The sequence below is a fragment of the Acinetobacter populi genome (genome assembly GCF_002174125.1).
Lineage (GTDB): Bacteria > Pseudomonadota > Gammaproteobacteria > Pseudomonadales > Moraxellaceae > Acinetobacter > Acinetobacter populi.
Genome location: NZ_NEXX01000001.1, coordinates 1,196,307 through 1,221,206 on the forward strand (window position 1 = coordinate 1,196,307; position 24,900 = coordinate 1,221,206).

Below are 24,900 nucleotides of genomic sequence, written 5' to 3' on the forward strand. Positions count from 1 at the left end.
GCATAATAATCGTTATTAGACCTTAGCAGTATTGATCTGCCTTTTTGAAAATTCCCACGCTACAATCGGCTCTCACAAGGATTTCGTTAATTTAATTTGAGAGTCTGCTATGTCATTAGAGCGTATTCGTTTAGCAAGCCTACACAACAAAGTGATCAGTGCACAACAAGCCGCTGAACTCATTAAAGATGGGATGACGGTTGGGATGAGTGGTTTTACTCGTGCTGGCGAAGCAAAAGCTGTCCCACATGCACTTGCGCAACGAGCAAAGCAGCATCCTCTGAAAATTAACCTGATTACTGGTGCAAGTCTAGGTAATGATCTGGATAAAGAACTGACCGAAGCTGGTGTACTTGCCCGTCGTATGCCATTTCAGGTAGATACCACATTACGCCGTGCCATTAACAATGGCGAAGTGATGTTTGTCGATCAGCATTTGTCTGAAACTGTTGAGCAAATGCGTAACAAACAACTGAAACGTCCTGATATTGCTGTAATCGAAGCGATTGCCATCAGCAAAGATGGTCATATTATTCCAACAACTTCTGTCGGTAACTCTGCAAGTTTTGCCATCTTTGCCGATCAAGTCATTGTTGAAATCAATACTGCGGTCAGCGAAGAGCTTGAAGGCCTGCACGATATCTATATTCCAACCTATCGCCCAACCCGTACGCCTGTACCACTCACCAAAGTTGATGACCGCATTGGTACGACAGCCATTGTGATTGATCCAGCTAAAATCGTCGGTATTGTATTTAATGATACCCTTGATTCACCATCTACTGTTACCCCACCGGATGAAGAAACTCAAGGCATTGCCAATCACCTAATCAACTTTTTTGAAGATGAAGTTGCAGCAGGTCGTTTACCAAAAAATCTTGGACCACTACAGGCAGGTATCGGTTCGATTGCCAATGCTGTACTTTCCGGTTTCCAGCACTCAAGCTTTGAAGATTTGGTGATGTATTCAGAAGTACTACAAGACTGTACATTTGAACTCATTGATGCGGGCAAAATGAAATTTGCCTCAGGTTGTTCGATGACCCTGTCTCAGAAATACGGTGATCGTGTATTTGGTAATCTTGCACATTACAAAGATAAATTTATTTTACGCCCACAAGAAATTTCCAACCATCCGGAACTTGTCCGTCGTTTGGGGATTATCGGCATCAATACCGCACTGGAGTTCGATATTTACGGTAATGTCAACTCAACCCATGTTGGTGGTACAAAAATGATGAACGGTATCGGCGGCTCAGGCGATTTTGCCCGTAATGCGCATCTGGCTATTTTTGTGACCAAATCCATTGCCAAAGGTGGTGCAATTTCATCTGTAGTGCCAATGGTCAGCCATGTCGATCATAATGAACATGATGTTGATATTCTGGTGACCGAAATTGGTCTGGCAGACTTGCGTGGTCTTGCACCACGTGAACGTGCCAAAGTGATTATCGAAAACTGTGTCCATCCTGCGTATCGTGATGAATTGCAAAGCTACTATGACCGCGCATGTAAAATTGGTGGCCATACTCCGCATATCCTGCGTGAAGCACTACAATGGCATATCAACCTTGAGGAAAATGGTCATATGCTGGCCACTAAACCTGAAGCAAAATCTGCTTAATCATTTGATTTAAAATTTTTAACTGTTTCATCCCAATACGACCTGCTCACCATTGACCAGGTCGTTTTTTTAATCCTACGATGTGCCAATATGAAGTCTTTTAAGTGACTGACCATTTTTGTGTATTTAAAAAAAAAGGATTATGATGACTTCGTCTTTAAAATCAATTGATAAGACTAAGGGTCAATTATGCACAATCTCTCCCCTCAAGATTTCTTAGCGCAAATGCTGGCTACTCAAACCTCATCGATTGCAAAATATCAATTTGAACAGCAAACAGTCTGGATTAAAAAAGCAGGTAAGCGGCATTCTATCTGGCTATATCGTTTCTTCGGTATCGCAGCAAAACTGCTAAAATTACAGGCCCTCACTCCTGTTCCCAATCTGGGTGGATATCAATCCATCCTCACCGAAACCCATCGGTTACAAGAACTCCAGCAACGTGGCATCAATGTCCCTGAACTCCTTGCCTATAATGAAGAAGGTTTGATGATTGCAGATGTGGGTGATGCAGAAGTCCCCTCTGAACAACTAGAATCAGCACTAAAACACAGTGCCAGTGCCGAGGACTGTCTACGTTTATATAAACAGGTTGTGGATGAAGTACATCGTATCCATCAAAAAGAAGTCTGGTTAAGTGAAGCATTCTTACGCAATATGGTATTTGATAAAAATCAGCGTATTGCATTTCTGGATTTCGAATCTGATCCGGGACAGTATATGAATCAACAATTATGTTTTGCCCGAGACTGGCTTTGTTTGATCTTTTCAGCCTCTATCTATCTAAAATCTCATGATGTGCTGGAACAAGGTTCAAGCTATTTATATGCCACTATTCAACAGGAATCTAAACAAACCCAGAATGCGGTTCTTTCCGCCACGAAACTGTTTAATTGGTTAAATAAATTACCTTTAAATAAGTTCGGTAAAGATGGTTATCGCCTGACTGCGGTATTAACCGTATTAGCCTATTTAAAAGCGCTTATGTAAACTTCCCCACAATTTAGAAATTTGTTAGTTGTTATAATTATTTAAACAATAACTCTATAATATCGCCAATGATAACTAGAGTTAATAGTTTATTATCACGCCTAAACTCATAATTTTCCAGAAATTACTTTCTCATTCGCAACACATATTCATAAAACCTGCTGCGATAGGTCTCATTTCAATCTAGCACATTCAACAATGTATAGCTAGTTTGTGCGATCGGTGTTAAAGCATCATTCATTTGATATACTTTGACATCATAAGTCCCTTCTTGCCATCCTTGATCTGGAATCACACTGATCCAGTTTTGATTTTCATCCTTACTTATTCGTTTGGGTGTAAATACAATCAGCTCACCTGTATCTCTATTTAACCAACGAATAAATATTTGTTCATTGTTCGGGAATTTTCCATAAGTATCGAAATGTGCAAAAAGTCCCTGATATCTATGGACCTGACTGACATTTTCTGATTGCTGAGAATAGACTGGGGTAAAAGCAACACTAATCGTACCTGCCAATTTTTCTTCATCATTTTGAGATGTTAATTCCTGTAATACATTTTGAGCAAAAACCTTTTTATTTTGAATAGTCTTGAGATCCTGATTTGGAAATGCTTGTTGAAGATATTTTTGCACTTGTTGTTCCGGCATCTCATCTATCATTGCTAAAACTTCCTGTTTATATTCTTTAGACAATTGATTCACTTTTTGTGCTGAGGATGTATTATCCAATGTCAGTGAAGATAATGCCTCTTCTTTATTTTTTTGCATATTATGATTGAGTGATGACAATAAAGATGAATCTTGGTACTCATTTAAATTTTGGGAAACCATACGCACATCGGCAATAAAGAAACCCAAAGCAAATGTTACAATTGGTAAAACATAATAAACCTTATTTTTCATATTTTTGCCATTTACTAAATAAAACAAAGGTGGATTAACAATGTAATATCCACCTTTGTATATACTTTTAATCAGGTTTTAAGTACAAGTAATTTTTTTACCACCAAGCGTAAGAGAAGAACCACTAAACAAACTACCCGAAGCAATCACTTCCTGTTTGGTTTTATCAGTTCCTGATAACATTCTTAATGAAGAGCTACTCACACAAACTCCTGTTTGTGTACCTCCTGCATTAAAAACACATCCATCTGTTGTAACAGAAATGGTATTATTTACATCACTACACTGTGTAGTAATTTTCGTTGCTGTAGGAGAAGCTGGTGCTGTACAACTCGAACAATTGCTATTATTGCTGCAATCATTAAATGCTGTTTCAGATTTACAGGTATAGGTAATGCCATTTTTTGTTATTGTCGCAGAATAAGAAGAATTTGTACTTCCTCCTCCATCCCCACCACCGCAAGCAATTAATAATATTGGCAAAGATGCTAATACGGCGAATTTAGATATTTTTTTAAACATGTTACCCTCTTAATTCAAAAATTTAGACACATAATTTAATATTTGTGCGAAAATTATCACACTTTTCCCATAGGGTAAATATTCAAATAAAAAAAAAGATACTAAATCGTTAGTATCTTAAAGAAATATGGTGGCGTGAGGCAGGATCGAACTGCCGACACACGGATTTTCAATCCGTTGCTCTACCGACTGAGCTATCGCGCCGATGGCATGTATTAAAGCGGTTTTCATATCAAAAAGCAAGAAAACATGCTTAACAATCAGACGATTAAAAAATTTAAATAAAAAAAAGTCCTGATGGGATCAGGACTCGAAAATCACAATAAAGTAATATGGTGGCGTGAGGCAGGATCGAACTGCCGACACACGGATTTTCAATCCGTTGCTCTACCGACTGAGCTATCGCGCCGATGTGTGCGTATTAAACAGATTTATCGTGCAAAGGTCAAGTATAAATCTTACAATTTTAATTAACTGTGCACTTTTAAATCAGATATAATTTAAAGTTTACCCAAGTGCACCAGACAACGATGGATTGCCCCACATCCCGGTTCAAATTTGGTCACACCTTTTGCTTCTTCGATACGACAGGTTTCACTGATCAAACGATCTGCTACACCACGTCCACGATTTGCCGGATGAATCACGACATATTCCAGCAACCGGGTAGTACCAGTCCCCTCGCTCCAGATTGCACCAATAATCTTATCATTAAAAACAGCCGTATAAAGTACCGTATCCTGATCTAAAGCCTCATCTAATTGTGTAATCGCGTCCTGACCATCGCCAAATTCCGGACTGGTTTCGTAAAGTCGCTCAATTTGATTGCGTACGATAACGTCTTTGAGATCCGTTACTGCTTCAACTTGGATTGGCATTGACACAAGCTCCTGTATATATCGAATGAGATGCGGTAAACTATGACAAAATTAGGCAGAATGCTGCACTACCCAAAGATTTTCTTGTTCAAAGTTTTAAGGAATGTGTCTATGACGCAACGTATCAGCGAAGTGGTAAGAAATACCAACGAAACCAAAATACAAGTTCGTGTTAACTTAGATGGTACAGGTCAAGGCACACTCAACACCGGAGTTCCATTTTTAGACCATATGATCGATCAAATCAAGCGTCATGGGCTATTTGATATCGATATTTATTGCGATGGCGACTTACAGATCGATGATCACCATACTGTAGAAGATTGTGGCATTACATTAGGGCAGGCTTTTGCTCAGGCGTTGGGTGATAAAAAAGGTATTCGTCGTTATGGTCATTTTTATGCACCGCTTGATGAATCCTTATCGCGCGTTGTCGTGGACATTTCCGGTCGACCGGGTTTATTTATGGATATTCCATTTACCCGCGCCCGTGTAGGTACATTTGATGTCGATTTATTTTCCGAGTTTTTTCAGGGTTTTGTTAATCACGCCTTAATGACGCTACACATCGATAATCTTAAAGGTAAAAATAGCCACCATCAGATCGAAAGTGTCTTTAAGGCTTTTGCACGCGCCTTGCGTATGGCCTGTGAACATGATCCACGTGCCGCAGGAACAATTGCATCAACCAAAGGAAGCTTGTAATGACCCGTATTGCTTTATTAGATTATGGTATGGGTAATCTGCATTCTGCGGCAAAAGCGCTGGAATATGTCGGTGCAACAGTTGATGTCACCAATGACCCAAAACTTGTGGCGCAAGCCGATAAAATCGTTTTTCCAGGCGTAGGTGCGATGCGCGACTGTATACAAGGCATGAAAGAAGCAGGAATTGACGAAGTCGTCCGTCAGGCAGTATTCAATAAACCGGTTCTGGCAATTTGTGTCGGGATGCAGGCATTAATGCAACATTCGGAAGAAAATGGTGGGGCCGATGCTTTGGGGATCTTTAAAGGACAAGTAAAACACTTTCCAGAGATTGCCCCATTAAAAGTACCACATATGGGTTGGAATCAGGTGCATCAAACTGATCCAACACATCCAATGTGGAAAGATATTGCACAGGACAGCCGTTTTTATTTTGTGCATAGTTATTATGTCGAACCAGAAGATCTAAACCTTGTCGCAGCAACTTGTGAATATGGCTTGAACTTCTGTACTGCATTGCATCAAGAAAATTTGTTTGCAACGCAATTCCATCCGGAAAAAAGTCATACTGCTGGTTTACAGTTGCTGAAAAACTTTGTGGAATGGAATATTTGATTTCAGTCTAAGCCGCTATAACTAATCTGATTTCATTAAAGTTGGACAGTTTGATTAAGCGGCTTTTTTATGTCATCTATAATAAAAATTATGTGTTGTAGCATCTGATCTATGCGACATGAATAACAATAAGCACAATCTTGAGAGATATTTAATAAAATATGAGAACTAGATTTTTCAAAATAAATGGTGCCGACACTCGGATTCGAACTGAGGACCTACTGATTACAAGTCAGTTGCTCTACCAACTGAGCTATGTCGGCATTTTAATTGGCGGTGAGAGAGGGATTCGAACCCTCGATACGCGCAAACGTATACACACTTTCCAGGCGTGCTCCTTCAGCCACTCGGACACCTCACCAAGGGCTGCGATAATAACGAAAAATGTAAAGATTGCCAAGTGAATTACACGTTAAAAGTGAAAACAATGCTAACATTGCGCAAAAATACCGAAGTTGACCTTTAAAAAAAGATGAATCACGTTAAAAAAACCGCACTTCCTACGATTACGCTGGCTGCACTTGGTGTCGTATTTGGTGATATCGGGACCAGCCCACTTTATGCGATTAAACAATGTTTTGCTGCGGCACACATTGCTGTTTCAACACAAAGTGTTCTAGGCATCTTATCGTTGATTTTCTGGTGTATGACGCTCACCATCAGCATCAAATATATCAGTATCATCATGCGGGCCGATAATAATGGTGAAGGTGGCATCATGTCGCTGCTTGCATTGAATTTACGTGCCAAGGGGTTTATTGAAAAATACAAGATTGTCCTGATCGCCATTGGCTTTATCGGCGCCTCCCTGTTTTTTGGTGATGGTATTATCACACCAGCAATTTCGGTGTTATCAGCGGTTGAAGGCTTAAGTATTGCTACGCCTGTTTTCAATGACTGGATTGTGCCGATTTCCATCAGCATTCTGGCAGCACTATTTTTGGTACAGCGGCATGGCACAGCAGTGATGGGAAAATTCTTCGGACCTATCACCCTGCTCTGGTTTCTAAGTTTAGGCTTTCTGGGTATTTTAAGTATTGCACAAACGCCGATTGTATTAACCATGGTCAGTCCGCATTGGGCGATTGAATTTATATGGCATCAGCCTTTAGTGGCTTTTTTTACCATGGGTGCAGTCATTTTAACCATTACTGGTGGCGAAGCGCTCTATGCAGATATGGGACATTTTGGCGCGCTGCCTATTCGGATGGCCTGGTTTATTATTGTTATGCCATGTTTGTTGTTAAATTACGCTGGACAAGGTGCATTATTATTACGTAACCCTGCAAGCATCGAAAATCCATTTTATCTCATGGTGCCGCAATGGGGTTTATATCCCATGATTGGTTTGGCAACGTTGGCAGCAGTTATTGCTTCTCAGGCAGTGATTACCGGCGTTTTTTCGATGGCAAAACAGGCTATTCAGCTTGGTTACCTACCACGTTTATCGATTCAACAAACCTCGGAATCCGAACAAGGGCAGATTTATGTGCCTTTTTTAAACTGGACACTGTTTATTTCGGTATTTATCCTGATTTTATTATTTGAAGACAGCTTAAGTCTTGCCAGTGCCTATGGTGTTGCCGTCACCATGACCATGCTGTGTGGCACAGTTTTAATTGCTTTACTGGCGTATGGATACTGGCGTTGGTCCTTACTAAAAACTATCTTGGTGATGACACCTTTCTTTGTGGTCGATTTAATTTTTGTCGGTTCTACCGCCTTTAAAATTATTGCCGGTGGCTGGGTACCAATTGCGATTGGCGCTGTGGTATTTACTTTATTGATGACATGGAAACGTGGTCGTGAGCTGATGTTTGCCAAATTAGAAAAAGATGCCTTGCCACTGGAAACATTTATCAAGCATCTGGGTGACAATGTACAAATCGTCAAAGGACAAGCAATCTTTATGACCAGTACACCTAAAATTGTGCCACATGCCATGCTGCATAATCTTAAGCACAATAAAATCCTGCATGAACTGAATTTTTTAATTAATGTCGTGACTCAGGATGTACCTTATGTAACGGATGAGGACCGACTTTATATTGATCGCTTAAGTCCGCGATTTATTAAAATTGTAGTGTATTACGGTTTTAAAGATGAGCCTAATATTCCCAAAGCACTGGAATTGGCATGTCATGAACTGGACATCGAATTTAACATGATGCAAATGAGCTTCTTTATTTCCCGTGATAGGGTAATTTCCAAAGTTGGCGAAGGCATGGCACCTTGGCGTGAAAAACTATTTATTTCCATGCAACGTAATACTAGCCCTGTCAGTGATTTTTATCAGATTCCAACCAATCGTGTGGTCGAACTCGGCAGCCAGATCGAAATTTAGGATTTAAAAAAGCCTGTGTTCCAGGCTTTTTCAAAAATAAGAATTTACTGCAATGGTGTTGGCATACCAGATTCAGTATCGCCATATTGTTGCGTTTCATCCATTTGTTCACTTTGCGCAGGGATTGCCTGTGCATTGGGATCGATTTGCTCTAAATTTTGCTCAGGCATGGCAGCCGCAGTATCTTGGTCAATCTGTTGATTGGGTTGAATGGCGACCATATTTGGATCTGCTTCCGCAACTATAGAAGAATCAGCGTGTGTAGTTTGTGCTGCCAATTGTTGTGATTGATCTGTTAATTGCTGTGATTGATCTGTTAATTGCTGTGATTCACCTTGTGCCAAGGCAGTGGAATCTGTCTCAGCGCCTATTGATGAATCTGAACCAGCATTTTGTGCTGCAAGATGCTGCGATTGATCAACCGATTGCTGTTGTTCAATCTGTGCCAAAACATTGGGATCATCACTCACTACAACAGGATTTTCTGCCTGTGCCTGAATGTCGGTTGATGAAGGTTGTGTATGTGCCAGTGATTCATCAGCACCTGCCTGAGATACGCTTGATGCAGCGATGAGTGTGCGATTTTCTATATCAATCACGGCATTTTGCTCAATTGCCTGTGCAATAATCTGTTTTGGAATTCCCATTTGTTCCAATGAACCGGGTTGTCCATTGATGGTGGTTTCAACTTTGACTTGAGATAAACTTTCTAAAGTATCACCGGGCTGTAAAGGTGGTTCTGCAAAAACAGCGCTTGCACAGATCATGGTCGCAAATGAAACCAGTCCTGAATGTATTTTGCTCATCATCATCTCCTTTTATCAATGATCAATTTATGCGAGAAGCTAAGTGAAAAAATCCGGGTAAAGAGAGAAGTAGATTTAACGTTTTTCCTCAAACACAGTTCCGGACAGTTTTTGACTGCATCAATAACATAAAGCACTGTCCATCACGGTGTAGCCTATCTATTGAGTGAGTACGGTAAAGCACTGCTTTGTGAACTTTGTTGGCTTCAGGTTGTTCAAATTCATAACACCTGTAATGATCTTGTAAGAAAAACAGGACTTGTTCATATACAGCGTAAACTTTGATTGCTAAGATTCCGGCAACTTAGCATTCTTGTAAATCTTATACTTCTGGTTATTTAATGGTTTTGAAAAAACGTCTTATCTCTGCTTTTGTTCCTGTACTTGCATTTTGTAGCTGGATGATGACCAATGAAAGTAACGGCAATATTTTCAGCTTTAATCGAGATTTATGTCTAAATCAGTTTCATCAGGAAACTGCACCAGAACTGATCAATCCAAAACTAAAGAATCAAACCTATCCCCTCTGTTATCAAGGCTTTAGTTTAAATTATTCTGGCATTTCCAAAACACCATTATGGGTCGCAGAAAAACTCACGCCACAACGTTTAGCCCAGAAAATCAAACGTGAAGATAATTTCCACGTTGAAACAAGATTACCAATAAATGCTAGAGCATTACTCGAGGATTATCGCGGTTCGGGCTATGATCGTGGGCATATGGCACCCAATGGTGATATGGGAGATAAAGTCTCACAATATGACAGCTTCTCTCTAGCCAATATCATTCCACAAGCCCCCGACAACAATCAAAATACATGGCGTGAAATTGAAGAAGCCACCCGAGCTATGGTCAGTAAATATAAGCTGGATGCCTATGTGGTAACAGGTCCTGCCTATTTAAATTCCAAAGTAAAATACATTAAAAAAGGACGTGCAGTTCTTGTGCCCAGCCATGTGTATAAAGTGGTCTATTTTCCAAAAATCGGTATGGCAAGTGCCTATTTATCCACTAACGATAGTCGTCGTAGCGCAAAAATTATCAGTATTTGTGCGCTGGAAGAAATGATCGGGATTAATATTTTCCCACAAGCCGCCGAAAATATTAAACGACAAATCTACGCATTGCCGATGCAAGCCAATAAGGTCAAAGCCAATCAACAACCCAAGTTTCTGCAAAATGATCTGATCAGCCAATGTGCACCAGATATTTCCGCGGATCAAATTAAAACCACACAAAAACAATTTATCGTTGGAAAAAATTACGCCTCTGGTTTAGATTTATCAATACCCTCGGTGCAAAAGCAGCAGAATCCGAATACCTCGCCCCTTGATGAACAGCTTGATCAAATCAATCAACAGCAGGATAAACTCTCCAATCTCAACAAGATTTTATTGCCTTTGCTACGTTGGTTAAAACAACAGGAATAATCCCCAACAGAACTTAAACTCGAGAATGCTATGGATTTTAAACCCTTTAAAGATGCAACAGCGAGTATTACGATAGATAATTTAACTCTGGAAAATCAGGGTGAACGCTTATCCATATACGGTAGTCTGCAAATCACCCGTGATCAACAGGGCTTACGCGATGCCAAACAATTACAACAGATCCTCAATGAAACAGTTCACTACCTGGAACAACAGACATTACCCGAAAAATTAACACCACCCGAAGATGCAGAAGAAATCGATAATCCTTTCTGGCAGGAAAAGCCTTAAATTTTAGAGTATTGGACTTTAAATATGAGTTTTTAGACTATACGTTTTTAGCTAGTTTTTTTTAGATAAATTGCCTTGTAAAAATTAGGCTGTTAAAAAATGTTGCTGTAACCATGCAATATAATTGTGTTGATCCAGAAAATCAGGTGCCTGAGTAATATCAAGATCATAGGTTCTGGCGTTAAATTCTATCCATATTTTACTCGATGTATGATGACAGTGTTTCACTGCAAAATAGGTACTCAAAAAAAATCGGTTACGCCCCCAATTGGTTAAATTCTCTATTTTTGGGCAATCCGATTTCTGTAAAAAGTCTAAATATCGATCTTTAATATCATCTAAGGTATAAACCATTTGACCCATAGCGCACCTCATGATCAAACTGCATTGCATAAATTTCTTTGCAGACAAAATTATCAAGGTGTTGTGAAGATTTGATGAAAAAAACAGCATATTATTTTATTGACCTGAGCAATTAAGTATAATTTTTCAACAATTTTGCTTTTTAAAATCATTTATCTTGGATAAGATACATAAAAATGTGAATTTGTTAACATTTTACCAGTGTTAAAATTGCATTTTAAAACTAAAACACATCTCAATTTGATTTTATCTGGGTGAAAAATGATGAATAAGTATTTAGCAGAGTTTATCGGAACATTTTGGCTGGTCTTTGGTGGTTGTGGTAGTGCTATTTTTGCCGCAGCATTTCCGGAACTTGGTATTGGCTTTGCCGGTGTCGCTCTGGCATTTGGTTTAACAGTACTCACCGCAGCATATGCCGTGGGTCATATTTCCGGTGGACATTTTAATCCAGCTGTTACCGTTGGCTTATGGGCTGGCGGGCGTTTTCAGGCGGGTCAGGTTGTGCCTTATGTTGTGTCACAGGTAATTGGTGCCATCGTTGCAGCATTTATTCTGTATCTGATTGTTCAAGGACAAGCTAATTTTGCCGGTACAGGCGGTTTTGCTTCAAATGGTTATGGTGAGCTTTCTCCGGGTAAATATTCGCTTTTATCTGCCCTCATCATTGAGATTGTCCTAACTGCCGGCTTTTTGTTTGTCATTATGGGTGCTACAGATCGTCGTGCCCCGGCTGGTTTTGCACCGATTGCCATTGGTCTGGCATTAACATTAATTCATTTAATCAGTATTCCGGTCACCAATACGTCAGTAAATCCTGCACGTAGTACCGGTGTTGCCTTCTTTGCTGAAACTGCGGCCTTAGGTCAATTGTGGTTATTCTGGGTGGCACCGATCATTGGTGGTGTGATTGGCGCTTTACTGTATAAGATTGTGGGTGGCAAAGAACAACAATAATCGCTGCTTATATGATAAAGCCCAAAATCGTATTGATTTGGGCTTTTAACTTTATGTGATAGATCTTAACGCCTTATAAACGCATTTCTATCCCTTGTGCTGCCAGATAAGCCTTGGCTTCCGGAATACTGTGCTGACCAAAATGGAAAATACTGGCCGCCAACACGGCATCTGCACCACCTTTTAAAATCCCATCTGCCAAGTGTTGTAAATTACCAACACCGCCGGAGGCAATGGTCGGAATCGTAACACGATCATTAATGGTACGCATCAATCCCAGATCATAGCCAGCCTTGGTACCATCAGCATCCATACTGGTGATCAATAATTCTCCAGCACCGAGTTCTGCCATTTTCACCGACCATTCTATGGCATCAATACCTGTTGGTTTACGCCCACCATGCGTAAAAATCTCCCATTTATTGTCAGCAACTTTTTTGGCATCAATTGCGACAACAATGCACTGTGCACCAAAACGATTAGAAGCTTCAGCAACAAACTCAGGATTAAATACCGCAGCCGAATTAATACTGACCTTATCTGCGCCAGCATTTAACAGCAGTCGGATGTCTTCAATTTTACGCACGCCACCACCTACAGTTAACGGGACAAAAACACTTTCTGCCATGCGCTCAACAGTACGGTACGTGGTATCCCGACCATGATGGGTTGCTGTAATATCCAGAAAAGTGATCTCATCTGCACCCTGTTCGTTATAGCGGCGGGCCACTTCGACCGGATCACCTGCATCACGAATATCGACAAACTGTACGCCTTTGACCACTCGACCATTATCGACGTCTAAACATGGAATAATTCGTTTTGCTAGCATAATTTCGTCCAAACGCTATAGAGATGCTTGATAAATTGTCAGGAAAGCTACAACTTATGACAATAAGGCGTTATTCTAACAAAAATCTTTTATTTGTCCGTAGGTTTTCTTCATTATGTCGGTTTATACACAGCTTAGCCTTGAACAAGTGCAGCACTTTGCCAAAGACTTTGGATTAGACATTGTTGAAATCCAGCCCATTCAGGGCGGTATTGAAAATACCAATTATTTTTTAACTGCTCAGGATAATAAGCAATATGTACTGACTGTTTTTGAAGAACTGGATAAAGCAGCGGCATCCGAATTGATTCCGGCATTACAACATCTTGGTCAACAAAATCTACCTGTCGCTGTACCATTACAATATGATGGGGAAGCCATTCATTTTATTGCAGATAAACCCGCACAAATCGCGCCTCGTCTAGCAGGTGGACATCCGATTCCATCAACAGTTGCACAAGTCGCAGCAATCGGACAAGCGTTGGCAAACATGCATCTGGCGCTACAAGATTTTCCGCTAGAACGTGAAAATAATCATGGGCAAGTCTGGTGGCAAAAAACCGCGACAACCTTATATCAAAACATGTCCACAGATGACCAACAATTGCTTGATCAGGTATTTAGACAATTTGAAAAAGCTCAAGCGCAGTATCCGGATCGCCCCAAAGGATTAATCCATGCCGATTTATTCCGCGACAATACCTTATATGTTGCAGATCAACTGACCGGGATTCTGGATTTTTCCGAATTAAATCGCGATGAATTATTGCTGGATATCAGTATCACGCTCAATGATTTTTGTAGTAATTTCCCCGATGTCAGTCTGGATAATGATAAAGCACAGGCCTTTATTACTGCCTATCAACATGTCCGCCCACTTACCGCAGATGAAAAAGCCTGTCTGAACATTTATCTGGCGATGGCAGCATGTCGCTTTTGGTTATCTCGACTACAAGTGGCAGAGCGCAATCAGGCAGAAGGCCGGACCGGCAGTGATATTTTACAAAAAGATCCACAAGAAATGCGCTTTATGCTGATCAATCGCCTGACACAGGAGTACAACATCTAATGGCACGGTATCAGGGGCGATTGGTAGAGTGGCATGATGAACAGGGTTATGGCTTTATTCAGGGCATTAACGACCCAAAACATCAGCGGGTATTTTTGCATATTAAAAGTTTTCAGCGTTCCGGCCCTCGCCCAATTCAGGGCTGTGTGGTGGAATATGATCTTGGGTTGGACAACCAATCCCGCCCGCAAGCCATTAATGTCAGTTATGTCAAGGCCAAGCAGGTACAAGGTAAACAAGGCACAATATCGGCTTCAAATCAGGCCAAAAAAAATGCCTGGCATCCAATGTATATACTCATGCTGATCTATTGGGTCGCACTTTTTGTATTGTCTTCTTTTGGCAAACTGCCAATGCTAAGTTTGATGATCATTATGCTGATCAATGCTTATACCTATTGGCTCTATCAAAAAGATAAACAGGCGGCTTTAAATGGTGATTTTCGGATTTCCGAACAGCATTTATTATTAATGAATGTGCTGGGTGGCTGGACAGCTGCATGGTTTGCACGGCAAAATTTTCGTCATAAGACACAAAAACAACCATTTAAAACCTATTTTGCACTGTCGATTGTCTTGAATCTTGTTTTAATTGCTTTTGCAGTTTTTGCACAAGAGTATTTAATATAATCAAGGTCAACCCTCATGGACACTATACAAAACAAAGATTTACAAGAGATGAATCCTCAGAACTTTGGTTCTCAAGATAATAAAACACTGACTTATGTGCTGTATGCACTTTATATTGCATCGATTTTCAGTGCAGGCATTTTGTCGATCATTGCCATTATTATCAATTATATCAAGCTTGATTCAGTCAAAGGTACTGCGCTGGAAAGCCATTTTATCTGGCAAATCCGTAGTTTCTGGTGGTATCTATTCTGGAATGTTGTTGCCATTGCCTGTGTTTGTCTGGTGGTGTTTGTCTATCATTCACCTTGGTGGAGTGCTACACCTTTACTCGGCTTGGCAATTGTGATCATTGCATGGATTTGGCATGTCTATCGCTGTATTCGTGGTCTAATTACCTTAAGTGAAGACCGTCCCATGTATCAATAAGGCGTGATTTTCGACATAATAGATACCAGTTATTGACTGATATCGGTTACCTAAACTTGAATCATCTGCCCTTCTTCAAGGCAAACAAATTGCTGCTCAGACACCTGATACGCGGATAAGGCTGTATGCAAATCCCGTTCAGGTGCAAACATCTCTTCATCGGTCAGTTGAAACATACGATGATGAATTGCCACACTCTGCTCGGCCTGTAAATCCAGATGTGCCTTGACTGCATCATCTGGATTCATATGCAGGTATTGCATCAAACGACGCGGTTCATAGGCACCGATGGGTAATAATGCCAATCGCGGCGGCGTTAATCGCGCAGCAATCTGTTTAAAATGCTCGCTATATGCAGCATCTCCGGCAAAATAGGCATGTCCGGCATCAGATAAAATCGAAAAACCACCCCACAAGGCCTGATTCTGATCTCTTAAGCCCCGACCAGACCCATGCTGTGCAGGTACATACACAATATTTAACTCGCCATGCTCACCAAAATATTGCTGCTGCCACCAATCCATTTCGATCACTTGGAAATGTTTGGGCAAATACTGTCCATTCGCAAGACCTGTATAAATCGGCATATCAAAATGGTCTACCAGCCAGCTTAATGTCGCCAGATCCATATGATCATAATGGTTATGACTGAGCAATACTGCATCAATCTTTGGCAATTGTTCCAATGCCAGTCCCATTGGACGATAGCGCTTGGGACCACTCCCCTGTTGTGGGCTGACATAATCGCACCACACCGGATCGGTTAAAAAATTATAACGGCCAATTTGTAACAATACCGTGGCATGACCAATAAAATAGACTTGCCAATCGTCAATTTCAGCACATTCACGTTGCTGAGGCAGATCAGGTTGTAGAGAATTTTCCTGCGCCAGCCATGTCGATTTGCTTTTATGTCGTGTCGCAATCCATTTTAAAATATTGCTTGCCGTTTGATATTCCGGACGCGGCGCAAGATTATGAAATCCCGAACCGTGACAATGATCGGATTTCTCATAATCATTGCTTAAGCGAATATAGCTATGCCGAATACAGCTTTGGGTTGGCAAACGATACTGTAACTGCTGATCCACGGAATTCTTATTTTTTGTCATAGACTAAACCAACCAATACGGGAATGATGATGCTATTGCTCCAGTCGTCCCTGCATACGCTGCAACCAGACTTTCTGGGTTTGCGGCTTGATAAACAAGGTGACAATTTCCGGATGTGCTGTTTTGGCAGCAGTTTCGATACGATTAATACAGTTTTCGATATCGTCACTGGTCAGACTATCTTTAAATTCCAGACTTAACAATGCCAGTACCTGATGCGCACCGATTTGTTCGGTCAATACGCCATTTGCATTTAACACCGCTTCATCTTCGGCAGCAATTAACATTAAATGATTGCGTAATTTTGGATCGGCACTTTCGCCAAGTAATAAACCCTTGGTTTCCCGAGCCAGCAAGGTTGCAGCAATTGCCAACACTACACCAATCAAAATAGATGCCACACCATCTAACATCGGTAGATTGAAAATCTGACTGGCTGCGATACCGACCAAGGCAATCGTTAAACCAATCAATGCTGCGGAATCTTCGAATAATACGGTAAAAGTAGTAGGATCTTTACTACGCCGAAAAGCTTCAAAATAACCAAGCTTGCCTTTTTCCTTACGGAAATTTTTGAGTGCCACACCCCATGATGTGCCTTCACACAGCATGGCGATACCCAGCACAATGTAATTCACCAGAGGGTCCTTGATTTCTTCTGGATTTAAAATATGGTGTACACCTTGATAAATGGACACAATTGATCCCAAAGCAAATACCATCAAGGACACAATAAATGCCCAGAAATATAGTTCACGCCCATATCCAAAAGGATGCGTGGCATCAGGTGCACGCTCGGATTTTTTTAAGCCATGCAATAACAATACTTCATTTAAAGTATCCACCAAAGAGTGAATGGCTTCACTGAGCATGGCGGAACTGTTGGTCCACCAAGCAGCAATAAATTTCACAATGGCAATGGCAAAATTTCCAGCCAAAGCTGCATATACAACGATATGACTGGACTGTGTTTTTTCTATTTTCGTGGGTGTTGTGGTCATATCTGTTTTATAGGGATTCAAAGTGTGAGATTTATCTCTATTTTAATCCATTTTTTTGTATAGAGCAGCAAATGTTATGTGTGATCTTTTGTCTGTGATCGTCTATGTATGGCTGCGTAAATCAATCACCTGCTTTAATAGATATAACGCAATGCCGGCACATAATCCCCAGAATGCAGACCCAACCCCCCACAGTGTTAAGCCGGAAGCCGTCACCATAAATGTCAACATCGCCGCATCAAGATGCTGCATCTCGGACAATGCTGTTTTTAAGGCATGACTACAGGCAGAAAATAATGCCAATCCTGCAATGGCAACCACAAATGCTTTTGGCACCAATGCAAAGAGCTGCACCATACTTTGTGCAAAAACCGCAAACAGAAAATAAAAAAATGCGCAACTTAAGCCTGCAATATAGCGTTTCGATGCATCAGGATGGCAATCCTGACTGGTACAAATAGCAGCAGTAATCGAGGATAAGGTCACACCATGCGAACCAAATGGTGCAGTCAATAAGGAAGCAACGCCGGTATAGGTAATCAGTTTGGATTCTGGTGCCTGATAGCCAGAAGTTTGCATGACCGCTAATCCACTGGCATTTTGCGAGGTCATCGCCACAATAAATAAAGGCAATGCAATACCAAACATCGCAGACAATGACCAAGTCGGTGTGGTCCAGACTGGCTGTGCAACTGCCCATGAAATACTGGACCATACCAGATCATTTTGTAGTAAAACAATTGCAATCCCGACCAATAACGTCAATACAATGGAATATTTGGGTAAAAGTAATTTTGCAATAAAATATGTGATGCACATCAACAAGACCAGAACGGGCTGCAATTGAATTTGCATAAATGCCTGCAAGCAGAACTGCAATAAAATCCCAGCCAGCATGGCAGCAATAATACTCATTGGAATTTTCTGCATCACTTTTTGAAATAGTCCGGTCACCCCAAAAATAATCACCAGAATCGCCGAAACGATATAGGCCATTACCGCTTCACTCAAGGAATATAACGGTAATGCTGTCACCAGTAATGCAGCACCCGGTGTAGACCATGCGGTAATAATCGGCATTTTTAATTTCAGACTTAAAATCAGCGTTACCACACCACAGCCCAGTGAGGCAGAAGCCAGCCATGACGCGGTTTGCAATGTCGACAGTTGCCCCATTTGTGCAGCATGAAAAATAATAACCGCAGAACTAGCATAAGCGATCACAACAGCAATAAAGCCTGCAACAATAGCAGAAAGCGAAATATCTTTAGAAATGAACATAGTCAGGAACATCAAAAATTTGTGGAATTATCCGCCCAAATGATAGCGAATTTCAAATAAAAACTGATCTTGATGCAGAACTCAGGCAGATTTTTTTGATCATGAACAGCGTGGATCAGCAGCATAACAATACCTATCAATACACGAAATTGTCATCACGGTAAATCCAATCATGACCCAGACAATAACAGTTGATGTAATTGCTGAACATTGTCGGCAATCGCAAGCGGCTTAAACTGTGTTAACACATCAATCGAATGTACACCATAACTCACGCCAATTCTTGGCATCTCAATATTTTGTGCCATATGCAGATCGTAACTGGTATCGCCAATCATGATCGCCCGATCAGCTGTAACACCTGTTGCTGCCAGAATCTGTTGTAACATTAATGGATCAGGTTTAGAGCGTGTTTCACTGGCGGCGCGGGTCACATCAAATAAATCCTGACTAGCAGTGTGATGTAAAACCCGATCCAGACCTCTACGGCTTTTTCCTGTCGCCACTGCCAGTTTTTTATGCTGTTTTTTTAAGTCATGCAGTAACTCTGCTACGCCATCAAACCATGCATCCTGTCCGGAATTTTCCACATAATGGGCAGAATACGCTTCCAAAATATCCTGTTGTAAATGTGGGACATCTGGAAATAAAGTCTGCATCACCTCTGGCAGCCCCAAACCAATCACACTTTTTGCGGCATCATCCGTTAAAGGTTGCTGATATTGTTGTGCTGCAAATTGCAGGCTATTGACAATCTGACCGACCGAGTTATAAAGCGTACCATCCCAGTCAAATACGATTAAATCAAAATCCATCGCACTGAAATTTTCCAAATGAGACTCTGCGTTCACCTGTTGTTCCTGTCTAAAGTTTTCGTAATTGCGCAAGCACATTTTGCATATCTTCGGGTAAAGCCGCTTCGATCAGCGGATAACCTGGGATCTGTAAGCGCATGGCATGTAAGCATAACCGCCGTGGTTCTACTGCATTAAACGGCGTCTGATGTCCATATTTATCATCACCCAGCAATGGATGACCAATGCTTAAACCATGTACACGAATCTGATGAGTACGTCCGGATAAAGGTGATGCATGGATCAAGGTTGCCTGTTTAAACCGCTCCGCCACACGCCATTCAGTTTGACTGGGTTTGCCGTCTTTGGCGACTCGAACACGACGCTCACCATTGGCAAGTTCATAACGCAACAAGGGGGCATCAATCAATTGCGCATCCATAGTCACCACACCTTTCACTATTGCAGCATAGGTTTTCTTGATGCGATGCGCACGCAAATCGTCCTGCAAGGCTTTTAGCACACTGCGTTTTTTAGAAATCATCACTAGACCAGAAGTATCCCGGTCTATGCGGTGAATCAATTCCAAATATTTTTTCCCTGTTGCATGACGCAATGCTTCGATCAAACCATAAGCAACACCGCTTCCGCCATGTACGGCAATACCGGAAGGCTTGTTCACCACAATCAGACCTTCATCTTCAAAAACAATACGATCAAGTAAGCCCTTTGCGATTTTGTCGCCAATCGGCGGCTGTTGCTCGGTACTGGCCTGTTGATAGCGAATCGGTGCAACCCGAATCTGGTCACCAATATTTAACTTGGTATCAGCCTTAATGCGCTTTTTATTAACACGCACTTCGCCTTCCCGAATCAATCGATAAATCCTGCTTTTCGGTACACCTTTGAGGCGACTAAATAAAAAATTATCAATTCTCTGCCCATCTTGATGTTCTGTCACATCAAACCAGGTGACATTCTGCCAAGGTTGATCAGAATGGGAAGGTTTGGATTCAGTCATATGGTCTATTGCTCTAAAAAATTCATTTTTGGATATTTTCTAAACAAATAAACAGCATTTATGTTTAAAAAAAAGGATCTACCCCATAGGCAGATGATGAAGCATTTGCTATATTCAGCGCACGGATACCAACGTAACAGTCCATCTCGTGACTTAATCGACTTTCAAGCGATTAAATGATGCACATAAGATTGCGTGTCGGTCCTCAAAGAATATGCCTTTGCCGAGGGCAAATTATATCGGCAAATTGGTGATGTGTTTGTGTTTTTTGCAAATTAATCGCACAAATCATATTGCTCCGTACAAATTGTCGCTAACAACAATCTTGTTAGTTTATATGTAAACTGATTGCATCACACAAATTGCGCCCTAGAGAGATATTCAGGTAACTCGAAACGATATATTAAGGTCTGCTGCCATACGCCTATTTCATGATGAGAATGCCATGAATAGATGACAAATAAGATATAGCATTGCGAAAGATCACCATTTAGATCACCTTATATACAGCATGTTTACCAGTGAATATTCAGGTAGCTTGAGGTTCAATGATTATTGTGGCTTTGACATCATGATATGTTCAAAATCCACCCTAAGCTCAATTACCCAAATTATCGATAATTGAGTCTGCTAGGCATTTGCTCCACCTTGCCAATTTGTTGGTGTATATCACTAGAAGGTATTACACCCATGAAACGTATGTTGATTAATGCAACGCATGCCGAAGAGGTTCGTGTTGCACTTGTCACTGACAATCGCTTATACGATTTTGACTTGGAAAACCGTACAAGAGAACAGAAAAAAGCCAACATCTACAAGGGGCATGTCACCCGTGTTGAACCCTCTTTAGAAGCCGTTTTTGTCGAATATGGCGCACAACGTCAGGGCTTTTTGTCTTTAAGAGAAATCGCCAATTCTTATTTAAATGGTGATCCTCGCCACAACCACAATATCCGTGAACTGATTACCGAAGGTACAGAATTACTGGTTCAAGTGGAAAAAGAAGAACGTGGCAATAAAGGTGCTGCACTCTCTACATTTATCTCACTTGCTGGTCGCTATCTGGTATTAATGCCAAACAACCCCAAAGGGGGTGGCATCAGCCGTCAGATCTCCGGATCAATTCGTGAAGAGTTAAAAGAAATTCTGGCTGCGCTGGATATTCCCAAAGGCATGAGCGTAATTGTACGTACCGCCGGGATTGGCCGTAGTAAAGAAGAATTACAACTTGACTTACAGCATCTGCTAGATCTGTGGGCACAAATTCAAAGCACCGCAAAAGCGGGTACATCACCAATGCTGGTTCATCAGGAAGCGGGTGTCGTAACACGTGCAATTCGTGATTATCTACGTGATGATGTCTCAGAAATCTTGATAGACAGTGAAAATGCCTATAACGAAGCCTATAACTTTGTTAAGGCAGTCATGCCACGTCAACTGGATAAACTTAAAACCTATACCTTAAATGAGCCTTTGTTCGCCCATTTTGCTATTGAAAGTCAAATCCAGACTGCTTATGAACGTGAAGTAAAATTACCGTCCGGTGGTTCGATTGTCATTGACCAAACCGAAGCACTAGTAGCAATTGACATTAACTCTGCCAAAGCAACTCGCGGTCAGGATGTAGAAGATACTGCACTCAATACCAATCTTGAAGCTGCCGAAGAAATTGCCCGTCAATTGCGTTTGCGTGATATGGGTGGTCTGATTGTGATCGACTTTATCGACATGGGTAAAGAACGTAATCAACGCATGGTTGAAGCCAAACTGCGTGAAGCAACCCAAAGCGATCGTGCCCGTATTCAATTCGGACAATTGTCCCGTTTTGGTTTGATGGAAATGAGCCGTCAACGCTTACGTCCATCACTGGAAGAAGCCACTGGTTACGTTTGCCCACGCTGTCATGGTACCGGTATGGTACGTGATCTGCGTTCGCTCTCACTGTCCATTATGCGTAAAGTGGAAGAAATCGCATTGCGCGAGCGTCATGGTGAAGTTCAAGTTGAAGTTCCAGTTGAAATTGCTGCCTTCTTGTTAAATGAGAAGCGTCACAGCATCGTGTATCTGGAACAAACCTCGGGTGTACGTGTCACCGTATTGCCACATCCGCATCTGGAAACACCGCATTACGAAATCCAGTACAATCCGGAAGGTTTTGCTCCAACCAGTTATGAACGTACAGCCGCTACACGTTCCAGCGAAAAAGATCTGGGTTATGAATCTACCGGCTGGCACATTGAAGAACAGCATCATGAAGCTGCACCAGCAGCGATAGAACAGCCTGCTGCACCAAAAACTGTCGCCACAGCACAGCCAGCAGCAGCGGTAAAAAGCCAAACACCGTCTGCGAGTCCATGTGCATGGCTAGAAAACCTATTTGTACAAAAACAGGCTCAAACTGTTGATCAAAGTCGTACTGCGCAACATGCAGCGGCAGCCATTGAACAACTGGTCAATAATGGTGCTGTAAGCCGTGGACAATATGGTCAAATCGCCACACCGGTTGCTGCACCTACAACACCTGCCACGCCAACGGCTGATTATGCTAATGCTTATCTGCATCAGACGACTGCACCACAAGGTACCGTAGAAACAGAGCAACATGATAAGGAAGAACGTCAACCTCGTCGCAAGGATAAACGTAATAATCGTAAAGAGGTACGTAACGATCAACGCGATCCTCGCAACGAACAACGTAATGAGCAACGTGAACCTCGCAATGAACAGCGTTATGAACAAGTTTCGATAGCGACACAGCCAACAGAGGAGCAACCTCGTCAACAAAATGGCAATGGCAATAAAGACCAGCGTCGTAACAACAACAAACGCCAAAATGAGCAGAATCAGGTTGCAGAGCAACAGGATCAAGGTGTGCCACGTCGCGAACGCAATCAAAGCCGCCCGCCTCGTCCACAGCGTAACCGTGATCAATCTGTTTTAGCACAGGCAAATCAGGCAACGCCAGTATCCGAAGGCCATTTACAGGATCCATCGCAGGATCATGGCGTTCAGGTGCATATTATCGAACAGACCAAGCCGGAAATTTTACCTACGGCATTGTTGGTCAATCTTGATACGGCACAAACAGAAATCCTGGCACTGGGTCAATCAGATGCATCTGCAACAATTGCTGCATCTGAATCAACTGCTCGGGAAAATAAGCGTCCTGTTGCAAAAGCCCAATCTGCTGTCATTGCAGCGTCAACCGCACCTGTAACTGAAAAATCTGTACAGCCATCGGCAGCACAAAAAGAAACTGCTGTCGCACCGGTAAAAACAGCGAAACAGGCGGAAGTAGTTAACGCTGAACCGAAACGTGCCATTAATGATCCGCGTGAACGTCGTCGTCTCAAAGCGGAAAAACGTGCTGCACAAGCCAACAAAAAAGCACAGGCTGCATTATTGACACCACAGGCACTGGCAAGCCTTGCCCAGCATAATGTGGGCAGCTTAATCCAGCTTGTTTTCAATGAAGACAGTAAAATCTTCATTGATCAATTTGGTCTGATCCCAACCTTTAATCGTGCCTTGCAAAAGCACCTTGAAAGTTTTGTGGTTGCGACCATTGAGGAAAGTGAAGAAGATCCGCAACCTCAACAGCCTGTAACGCGTGATGTCAAGCTGGTGACTCAGGTGAATCCGGAACCGGTTGAAGCCTTGCCTTTAACACCACCAACACCAAGTACGCGTGTTGCCAATGACCCACGTGAACGTCGTCGTCAGGCCAAACAGGCACTGTTGGCAGATGCACAGGCTCAGGCAAAAGCGACTGCTGAACCTGCAACGACAACACCTGTTGAATCAAACATTGCAGAAACAGCAGTGGTTGCAGAAGCCGACGTGGTCAATGCCCCTACCGAACAGGACTTCGCATTAACTTCACCTGATGTTGCAACACAGCAGGCAACAGAAGTGACGGAAGCCCCTGTAGAAGCAGAACCAACTGCTGCGACTTCAACTGATACTGAGGACCAAACAGCCCAAGTTGAAATTGCTTTGGATGAAACTCAACCAGAGACTACAGCTGAAGCAGCGCCTGAAGAAAGTAAAGCCAAAACGACCCGTAGTCGTAAGGCAAAAGTCGAAGACGACAAAACACGTCCACGTCGTCCACGTGGGCGTCCACCGAAAAAAACGACACCTGCAACTGATGCATAATTGCCTCTGATGCAAAACAACCTAGTCAATGACCTTGACTAGGTTTTTTTATAATCTACAAAACCTGACCAATGAGTAACGCTTTCGTCACTTTCAGTCATTTTAAGGATTACTTTTCTGTATAAAATGGTCAGGTTTGT

At 41.8% G+C, this 24,900-nt stretch carries 23 protein-coding genes and 4 tRNA genes; 12 read left to right on the forward strand and 15 right to left on the reverse strand.

What is annotated here, in order from left to right:
• The first annotated feature begins 109 nt into the window (after nt 1-109).
• Complete coding sequence (gene scpC / locus CAP51_RS05565) at nt 110-1,624, forward strand: succinyl-CoA:acetate CoA-transferase ScpC (RefSeq protein ID WP_087619724.1); 1,515 nt, start codon at nt 110-112, stop codon at nt 1,622-1,624.
• Nucleotides 1,625-1,813: 189 nt separating this feature from the next.
• On the forward strand, nt 1,814-2,614 hold the full coding sequence (locus tag CAP51_RS05570) for a BUD32 family EKC/KEOPS complex subunit (RefSeq protein WP_087619725.1): 801 nt from the start codon (nt 1,814-1,816) through the stop codon (nt 2,612-2,614).
• 178 nt (nt 2,615-2,792) lie between these two features.
• On the opposite strand, the gene CAP51_RS05575 is transcribed toward CAP51_RS05570, so the two are convergent.
• The 5 genes from CAP51_RS05575 to CAP51_RS05595 all read right to left on the reverse strand — a co-directional run bounded on the left by CAP51_RS05575 (nt 2,793) and on the right by CAP51_RS05595 (nt 4,921).
• On the reverse strand, nt 2,793-3,521 hold the full coding sequence (locus CAP51_RS05575) for a hypothetical protein (protein ID WP_087619726.1): 729 nt from the start codon (nt 3,519-3,521) through the stop codon (nt 2,793-2,795).
• Nucleotides 3,522-3,599: 78 nt separating this feature from the next.
• Nucleotides 3,600-4,043 (reverse strand): hypothetical protein, encoded by a 444-nt coding sequence (locus CAP51_RS05580; RefSeq protein ID WP_087619727.1) that lies wholly within the window; start codon nt 4,041-4,043, stop codon nt 3,600-3,602.
• A gap of 128 nt (nt 4,044-4,171) precedes the next feature.
• Nucleotides 4,172-4,247: transfer RNA gene (locus CAP51_RS05585), tRNA-Phe, on the reverse strand.
• 129 nt (nt 4,248-4,376) lie between these two features.
• Nucleotides 4,377-4,452 (reverse strand) — tRNA-Phe (locus tag CAP51_RS05590).
• 91 nt (nt 4,453-4,543) lie between these two features.
• Complete coding sequence (locus tag CAP51_RS05595; RefSeq protein ID WP_087619728.1) at nt 4,544-4,921, reverse strand: acetyl-CoA sensor PanZ family protein; 378 nt, start codon at nt 4,919-4,921, stop codon at nt 4,544-4,546.
• 111 nt (nt 4,922-5,032) lie between these two features.
• On the opposite strand from CAP51_RS05595, the gene hisB reads away from it, so the two are divergent.
• Together hisB and hisH are read left to right on the forward strand one after the other, a co-directional pair.
• Nucleotides 5,033-5,626, forward strand: coding sequence for an imidazoleglycerol-phosphate dehydratase HisB (gene hisB / locus CAP51_RS05600; protein ID WP_087619729.1), 594 nt, complete (start codon nt 5,033-5,035; stop codon nt 5,624-5,626).
• Entirely contained in the window at nt 5,626-6,243 is a 618-nt protein-coding gene (gene hisH, locus CAP51_RS05605) for an imidazole glycerol phosphate synthase subunit HisH (RefSeq protein ID WP_087619730.1), read from the forward strand. The genes hisB and hisH overlap by 1 nt, the downstream gene beginning before the upstream one ends.
• A gap of 187 nt (nt 6,244-6,430) precedes the next feature.
• On the opposite strand, the gene CAP51_RS05610 is transcribed toward hisH, so the two are convergent.
• Together CAP51_RS05610 and CAP51_RS05615 are read right to left on the reverse strand one after the other, a co-directional pair.
• Nucleotides 6,431-6,506, reverse strand: a tRNA-Thr gene (locus tag CAP51_RS05610).
• Between the two features lie 8 nt (nt 6,507-6,514).
• Nucleotides 6,515-6,604, reverse strand: a tRNA-Ser gene (locus CAP51_RS05615).
• A 111-nt stretch (nt 6,605-6,715) separates the two neighbouring features.
• On the opposite strand from CAP51_RS05615, the gene CAP51_RS05620 reads away from it, so the two are divergent.
• Nucleotides 6,716-8,587: a potassium transporter Kup gene (locus CAP51_RS05620; protein WP_087619731.1), complete on the forward strand. Its 1,872-nt coding sequence runs from the start codon at nt 6,716-6,718 to the stop codon at nt 8,585-8,587.
• A 44-nt stretch (nt 8,588-8,631) separates the two neighbouring features.
• Here the strand turns inward: CAP51_RS05620 and CAP51_RS05625 are convergent, their stop codons facing one another.
• Nucleotides 8,632-9,393 carry a hypothetical protein gene (locus CAP51_RS05625; RefSeq protein ID WP_087619732.1) on the reverse strand — a complete coding sequence of 254 codons (762 nt, stop codon included), beginning with the start codon at nt 9,391-9,393 and terminating at the stop codon, nt 8,632-8,634.
• Between the two features lie 341 nt (nt 9,394-9,734).
• Between CAP51_RS05625 and CAP51_RS05630 the strand changes: the two genes are divergently transcribed.
• Together CAP51_RS05630 and CAP51_RS05635 are read left to right on the forward strand one after the other, a co-directional pair.
• A complete protein-coding gene (locus CAP51_RS05630; protein ID WP_087619733.1) occupies nt 9,735-10,823 on the forward strand; it encodes a DNA/RNA non-specific endonuclease in 1,089 nt (362 codons plus the stop codon).
• 30 nt (nt 10,824-10,853) lie between these two features.
• Nucleotides 10,854-11,114, forward strand: coding sequence for a hypothetical protein (locus tag CAP51_RS05635; RefSeq protein ID WP_087619734.1), 261 nt, complete (start codon nt 10,854-10,856; stop codon nt 11,112-11,114).
• Between the two features lie 84 nt (nt 11,115-11,198).
• On the opposite strand, the gene CAP51_RS05640 is transcribed toward CAP51_RS05635, so the two are convergent.
• Complete coding sequence (locus CAP51_RS05640; RefSeq protein WP_087619735.1) at nt 11,199-11,477, reverse strand: hypothetical protein; 279 nt, start codon at nt 11,475-11,477, stop codon at nt 11,199-11,201.
• 264 nt (nt 11,478-11,741) lie between these two features.
• On the opposite strand from CAP51_RS05640, the gene aqpZ reads away from it, so the two are divergent.
• Nucleotides 11,742-12,434 (forward strand): aquaporin Z, encoded by a 693-nt coding sequence (gene aqpZ / locus CAP51_RS05645; protein WP_087619736.1) that lies wholly within the window; start codon nt 11,742-11,744, stop codon nt 12,432-12,434.
• A gap of 73 nt (nt 12,435-12,507) precedes the next feature.
• Here aqpZ and hisF read toward each other — a convergent pair whose 3' ends face one another.
• Nucleotides 12,508-13,266 carry an imidazole glycerol phosphate synthase subunit HisF gene (gene hisF / locus CAP51_RS05650; RefSeq protein WP_087619737.1) on the reverse strand — a complete coding sequence of 253 codons (759 nt, stop codon included), beginning with the start codon at nt 13,264-13,266 and terminating at the stop codon, nt 12,508-12,510.
• Nucleotides 13,267-13,381: 115 nt separating this feature from the next.
• Between hisF and CAP51_RS05655 the strand changes: the two genes are divergently transcribed.
• From CAP51_RS05655 to CAP51_RS05665, 3 genes are read left to right on the forward strand one after another with little or no spacing between them, the layout of a single operon-like run.
• Nucleotides 13,382-14,335, forward strand: coding sequence for a homoserine kinase (locus CAP51_RS05655; protein ID WP_087619738.1), 954 nt, complete (start codon nt 13,382-13,384; stop codon nt 14,333-14,335).
• Entirely contained in the window at nt 14,335-14,964 is a 630-nt protein-coding gene (locus CAP51_RS05660) for a DUF1294 domain-containing protein (protein WP_087619739.1), read from the forward strand. The genes CAP51_RS05655 and CAP51_RS05660 overlap by 1 nt, the downstream gene beginning before the upstream one ends.
• A gap of 48 nt (nt 14,965-15,012) precedes the next feature.
• Nucleotides 15,013-15,393, forward strand: coding sequence for a DUF4870 family protein (locus tag CAP51_RS05665; RefSeq protein ID WP_087619899.1), 381 nt, complete (start codon nt 15,013-15,015; stop codon nt 15,391-15,393).
• A gap of 50 nt (nt 15,394-15,443) precedes the next feature.
• Here CAP51_RS05665 and CAP51_RS05670 read toward each other — a convergent pair whose 3' ends face one another.
• From CAP51_RS05670 to CAP51_RS05690, 5 genes are all read right to left on the reverse strand, one after another.
• Nucleotides 15,444-16,505, reverse strand: a complete 1,062-nt coding sequence (locus tag CAP51_RS05670; RefSeq protein ID WP_087619740.1) for an MBL fold metallo-hydrolase — start codon at nt 16,503-16,505, stop codon at nt 15,444-15,446.
• A gap of 32 nt (nt 16,506-16,537) precedes the next feature.
• Nucleotides 16,538-17,506, reverse strand: a complete 969-nt coding sequence (locus CAP51_RS05675) for a cation diffusion facilitator family transporter (protein WP_087619741.1) — start codon at nt 17,504-17,506, stop codon at nt 16,538-16,540.
• Nucleotides 17,507-17,608: 102 nt separating this feature from the next.
• Nucleotides 17,609-18,787, reverse strand: coding sequence for a benzoate/H(+) symporter BenE family transporter (locus CAP51_RS05680; protein WP_171294729.1), 1,179 nt, complete (start codon nt 18,785-18,787; stop codon nt 17,609-17,611).
• 170 nt (nt 18,788-18,957) lie between these two features.
• Nucleotides 18,958-19,602: an HAD-IA family hydrolase gene (locus CAP51_RS05685; protein WP_087619900.1), complete on the reverse strand. Its 645-nt coding sequence runs from the start codon at nt 19,600-19,602 to the stop codon at nt 18,958-18,960.
• 49 nt (nt 19,603-19,651) lie between these two features.
• Nucleotides 19,652-20,602 (reverse strand): RluA family pseudouridine synthase, encoded by a 951-nt coding sequence (locus CAP51_RS05690; RefSeq protein ID WP_087619743.1) that lies wholly within the window; start codon nt 20,600-20,602, stop codon nt 19,652-19,654.
• A gap of 690 nt (nt 20,603-21,292) precedes the next feature.
• Here CAP51_RS05690 and CAP51_RS05695 point away from each other — a divergent pair.
• Nucleotides 21,293-24,760 carry an Rne/Rng family ribonuclease gene (locus CAP51_RS05695; protein WP_087619744.1) on the forward strand — a complete coding sequence of 1,156 codons (3,468 nt, stop codon included), beginning with the start codon at nt 21,293-21,295 and terminating at the stop codon, nt 24,758-24,760.
• The last annotated feature ends 140 nt before the right edge of the window (nt 24,761-24,900 follow it).

What these genes read in the sequence shown, in the direction of transcription:
- CAP51_RS05630 (WP_087619733.1), top strand. Translation starts at nt 9,735, where the DNA reads ATGGTTTTGAAAAAACGTCTTATCTCTGCTTTTGTTCCTGTACTTGCA.
- CAP51_RS05570 (WP_087619725.1), top strand. Translation starts at nt 1,814, where the DNA reads ATGCACAATCTCTCCCCTCAAGATTTCTTAGCGCAAATGCTGGCTACT.
- CAP51_RS05670 (WP_087619740.1), bottom strand. Translation starts at nt 16,505, where the DNA reads ATGACAAAAAATAAGAATTCCGTGGATCAGCAGTTACAGTATCGTTTG.
- CAP51_RS05595 (WP_087619728.1), bottom strand. Translation starts at nt 4,921, where the DNA reads ATGCCAATCCAAGTTGAAGCAGTAACGGATCTCAAAGACGTTATCGTA.
- scpC (WP_087619724.1), top strand. Translation starts at nt 110, where the DNA reads ATGTCATTAGAGCGTATTCGTTTAGCAAGCCTACACAACAAAGTGATC.
- CAP51_RS05575 (WP_087619726.1), bottom strand. Translation starts at nt 3,521, where the DNA reads ATGAAAAATAAGGTTTATTATGTTTTACCAATTGTAACATTTGCTTTG.
- hisF (WP_087619737.1), bottom strand. Translation starts at nt 13,266, where the DNA reads ATGCTAGCAAAACGAATTATTCCATGTTTAGACGTCGATAATGGTCGA.
- CAP51_RS05680 (WP_171294729.1), bottom strand. Translation starts at nt 18,787, where the DNA reads ATGTTCATTTCTAAAGATATTTCGCTTTCTGCTATTGTTGCAGGCTTT.
- hisB (WP_087619729.1), top strand. Translation starts at nt 5,033, where the DNA reads ATGACGCAACGTATCAGCGAAGTGGTAAGAAATACCAACGAAACCAAA.
- CAP51_RS05665 (WP_087619899.1), top strand. Translation starts at nt 15,013, where the DNA reads ATGAATCCTCAGAACTTTGGTTCTCAAGATAATAAAACACTGACTTAT.
- CAP51_RS05695 (WP_087619744.1), top strand. Translation starts at nt 21,293, where the DNA reads ATGAAACGTATGTTGATTAATGCAACGCATGCCGAAGAGGTTCGTGTT.
- CAP51_RS05580 (WP_087619727.1), bottom strand. Translation starts at nt 4,043, where the DNA reads ATGTTTAAAAAAATATCTAAATTCGCCGTATTAGCATCTTTGCCAATA.
- aqpZ (WP_087619736.1), top strand. Translation starts at nt 11,742, where the DNA reads ATGAATAAGTATTTAGCAGAGTTTATCGGAACATTTTGGCTGGTCTTT.
- CAP51_RS05625 (WP_087619732.1), bottom strand. Translation starts at nt 9,393, where the DNA reads ATGAGCAAAATACATTCAGGACTGGTTTCATTTGCGACCATGATCTGT.
- CAP51_RS05655 (WP_087619738.1), top strand. Translation starts at nt 13,382, where the DNA reads ATGTCGGTTTATACACAGCTTAGCCTTGAACAAGTGCAGCACTTTGCC.
- CAP51_RS05675 (WP_087619741.1), bottom strand. Translation starts at nt 17,506, where the DNA reads ATGACCACAACACCCACGAAAATAGAAAAAACACAGTCCAGTCATATC.
- CAP51_RS05685 (WP_087619900.1), bottom strand. Translation starts at nt 19,602, where the DNA reads ATGGATTTTGATTTAATCGTATTTGACTGGGATGGTACGCTTTATAAC.
- hisH (WP_087619730.1), top strand. Translation starts at nt 5,626, where the DNA reads ATGACCCGTATTGCTTTATTAGATTATGGTATGGGTAATCTGCATTCT.
- CAP51_RS05690 (WP_087619743.1), bottom strand. Translation starts at nt 20,602, where the DNA reads ATGACTGAATCCAAACCTTCCCATTCTGATCAACCTTGGCAGAATGTC.
- CAP51_RS05620 (WP_087619731.1), top strand. Translation starts at nt 6,716, where the DNA reads ATGAATCACGTTAAAAAAACCGCACTTCCTACGATTACGCTGGCTGCA.
- CAP51_RS05660 (WP_087619739.1), top strand. Translation starts at nt 14,335, where the DNA reads ATGGCACGGTATCAGGGGCGATTGGTAGAGTGGCATGATGAACAGGGT.
- CAP51_RS05635 (WP_087619734.1), top strand. Translation starts at nt 10,854, where the DNA reads ATGGATTTTAAACCCTTTAAAGATGCAACAGCGAGTATTACGATAGAT.
- CAP51_RS05640 (WP_087619735.1), bottom strand. Translation starts at nt 11,477, where the DNA reads ATGGGTCAAATGGTTTATACCTTAGATGATATTAAAGATCGATATTTA.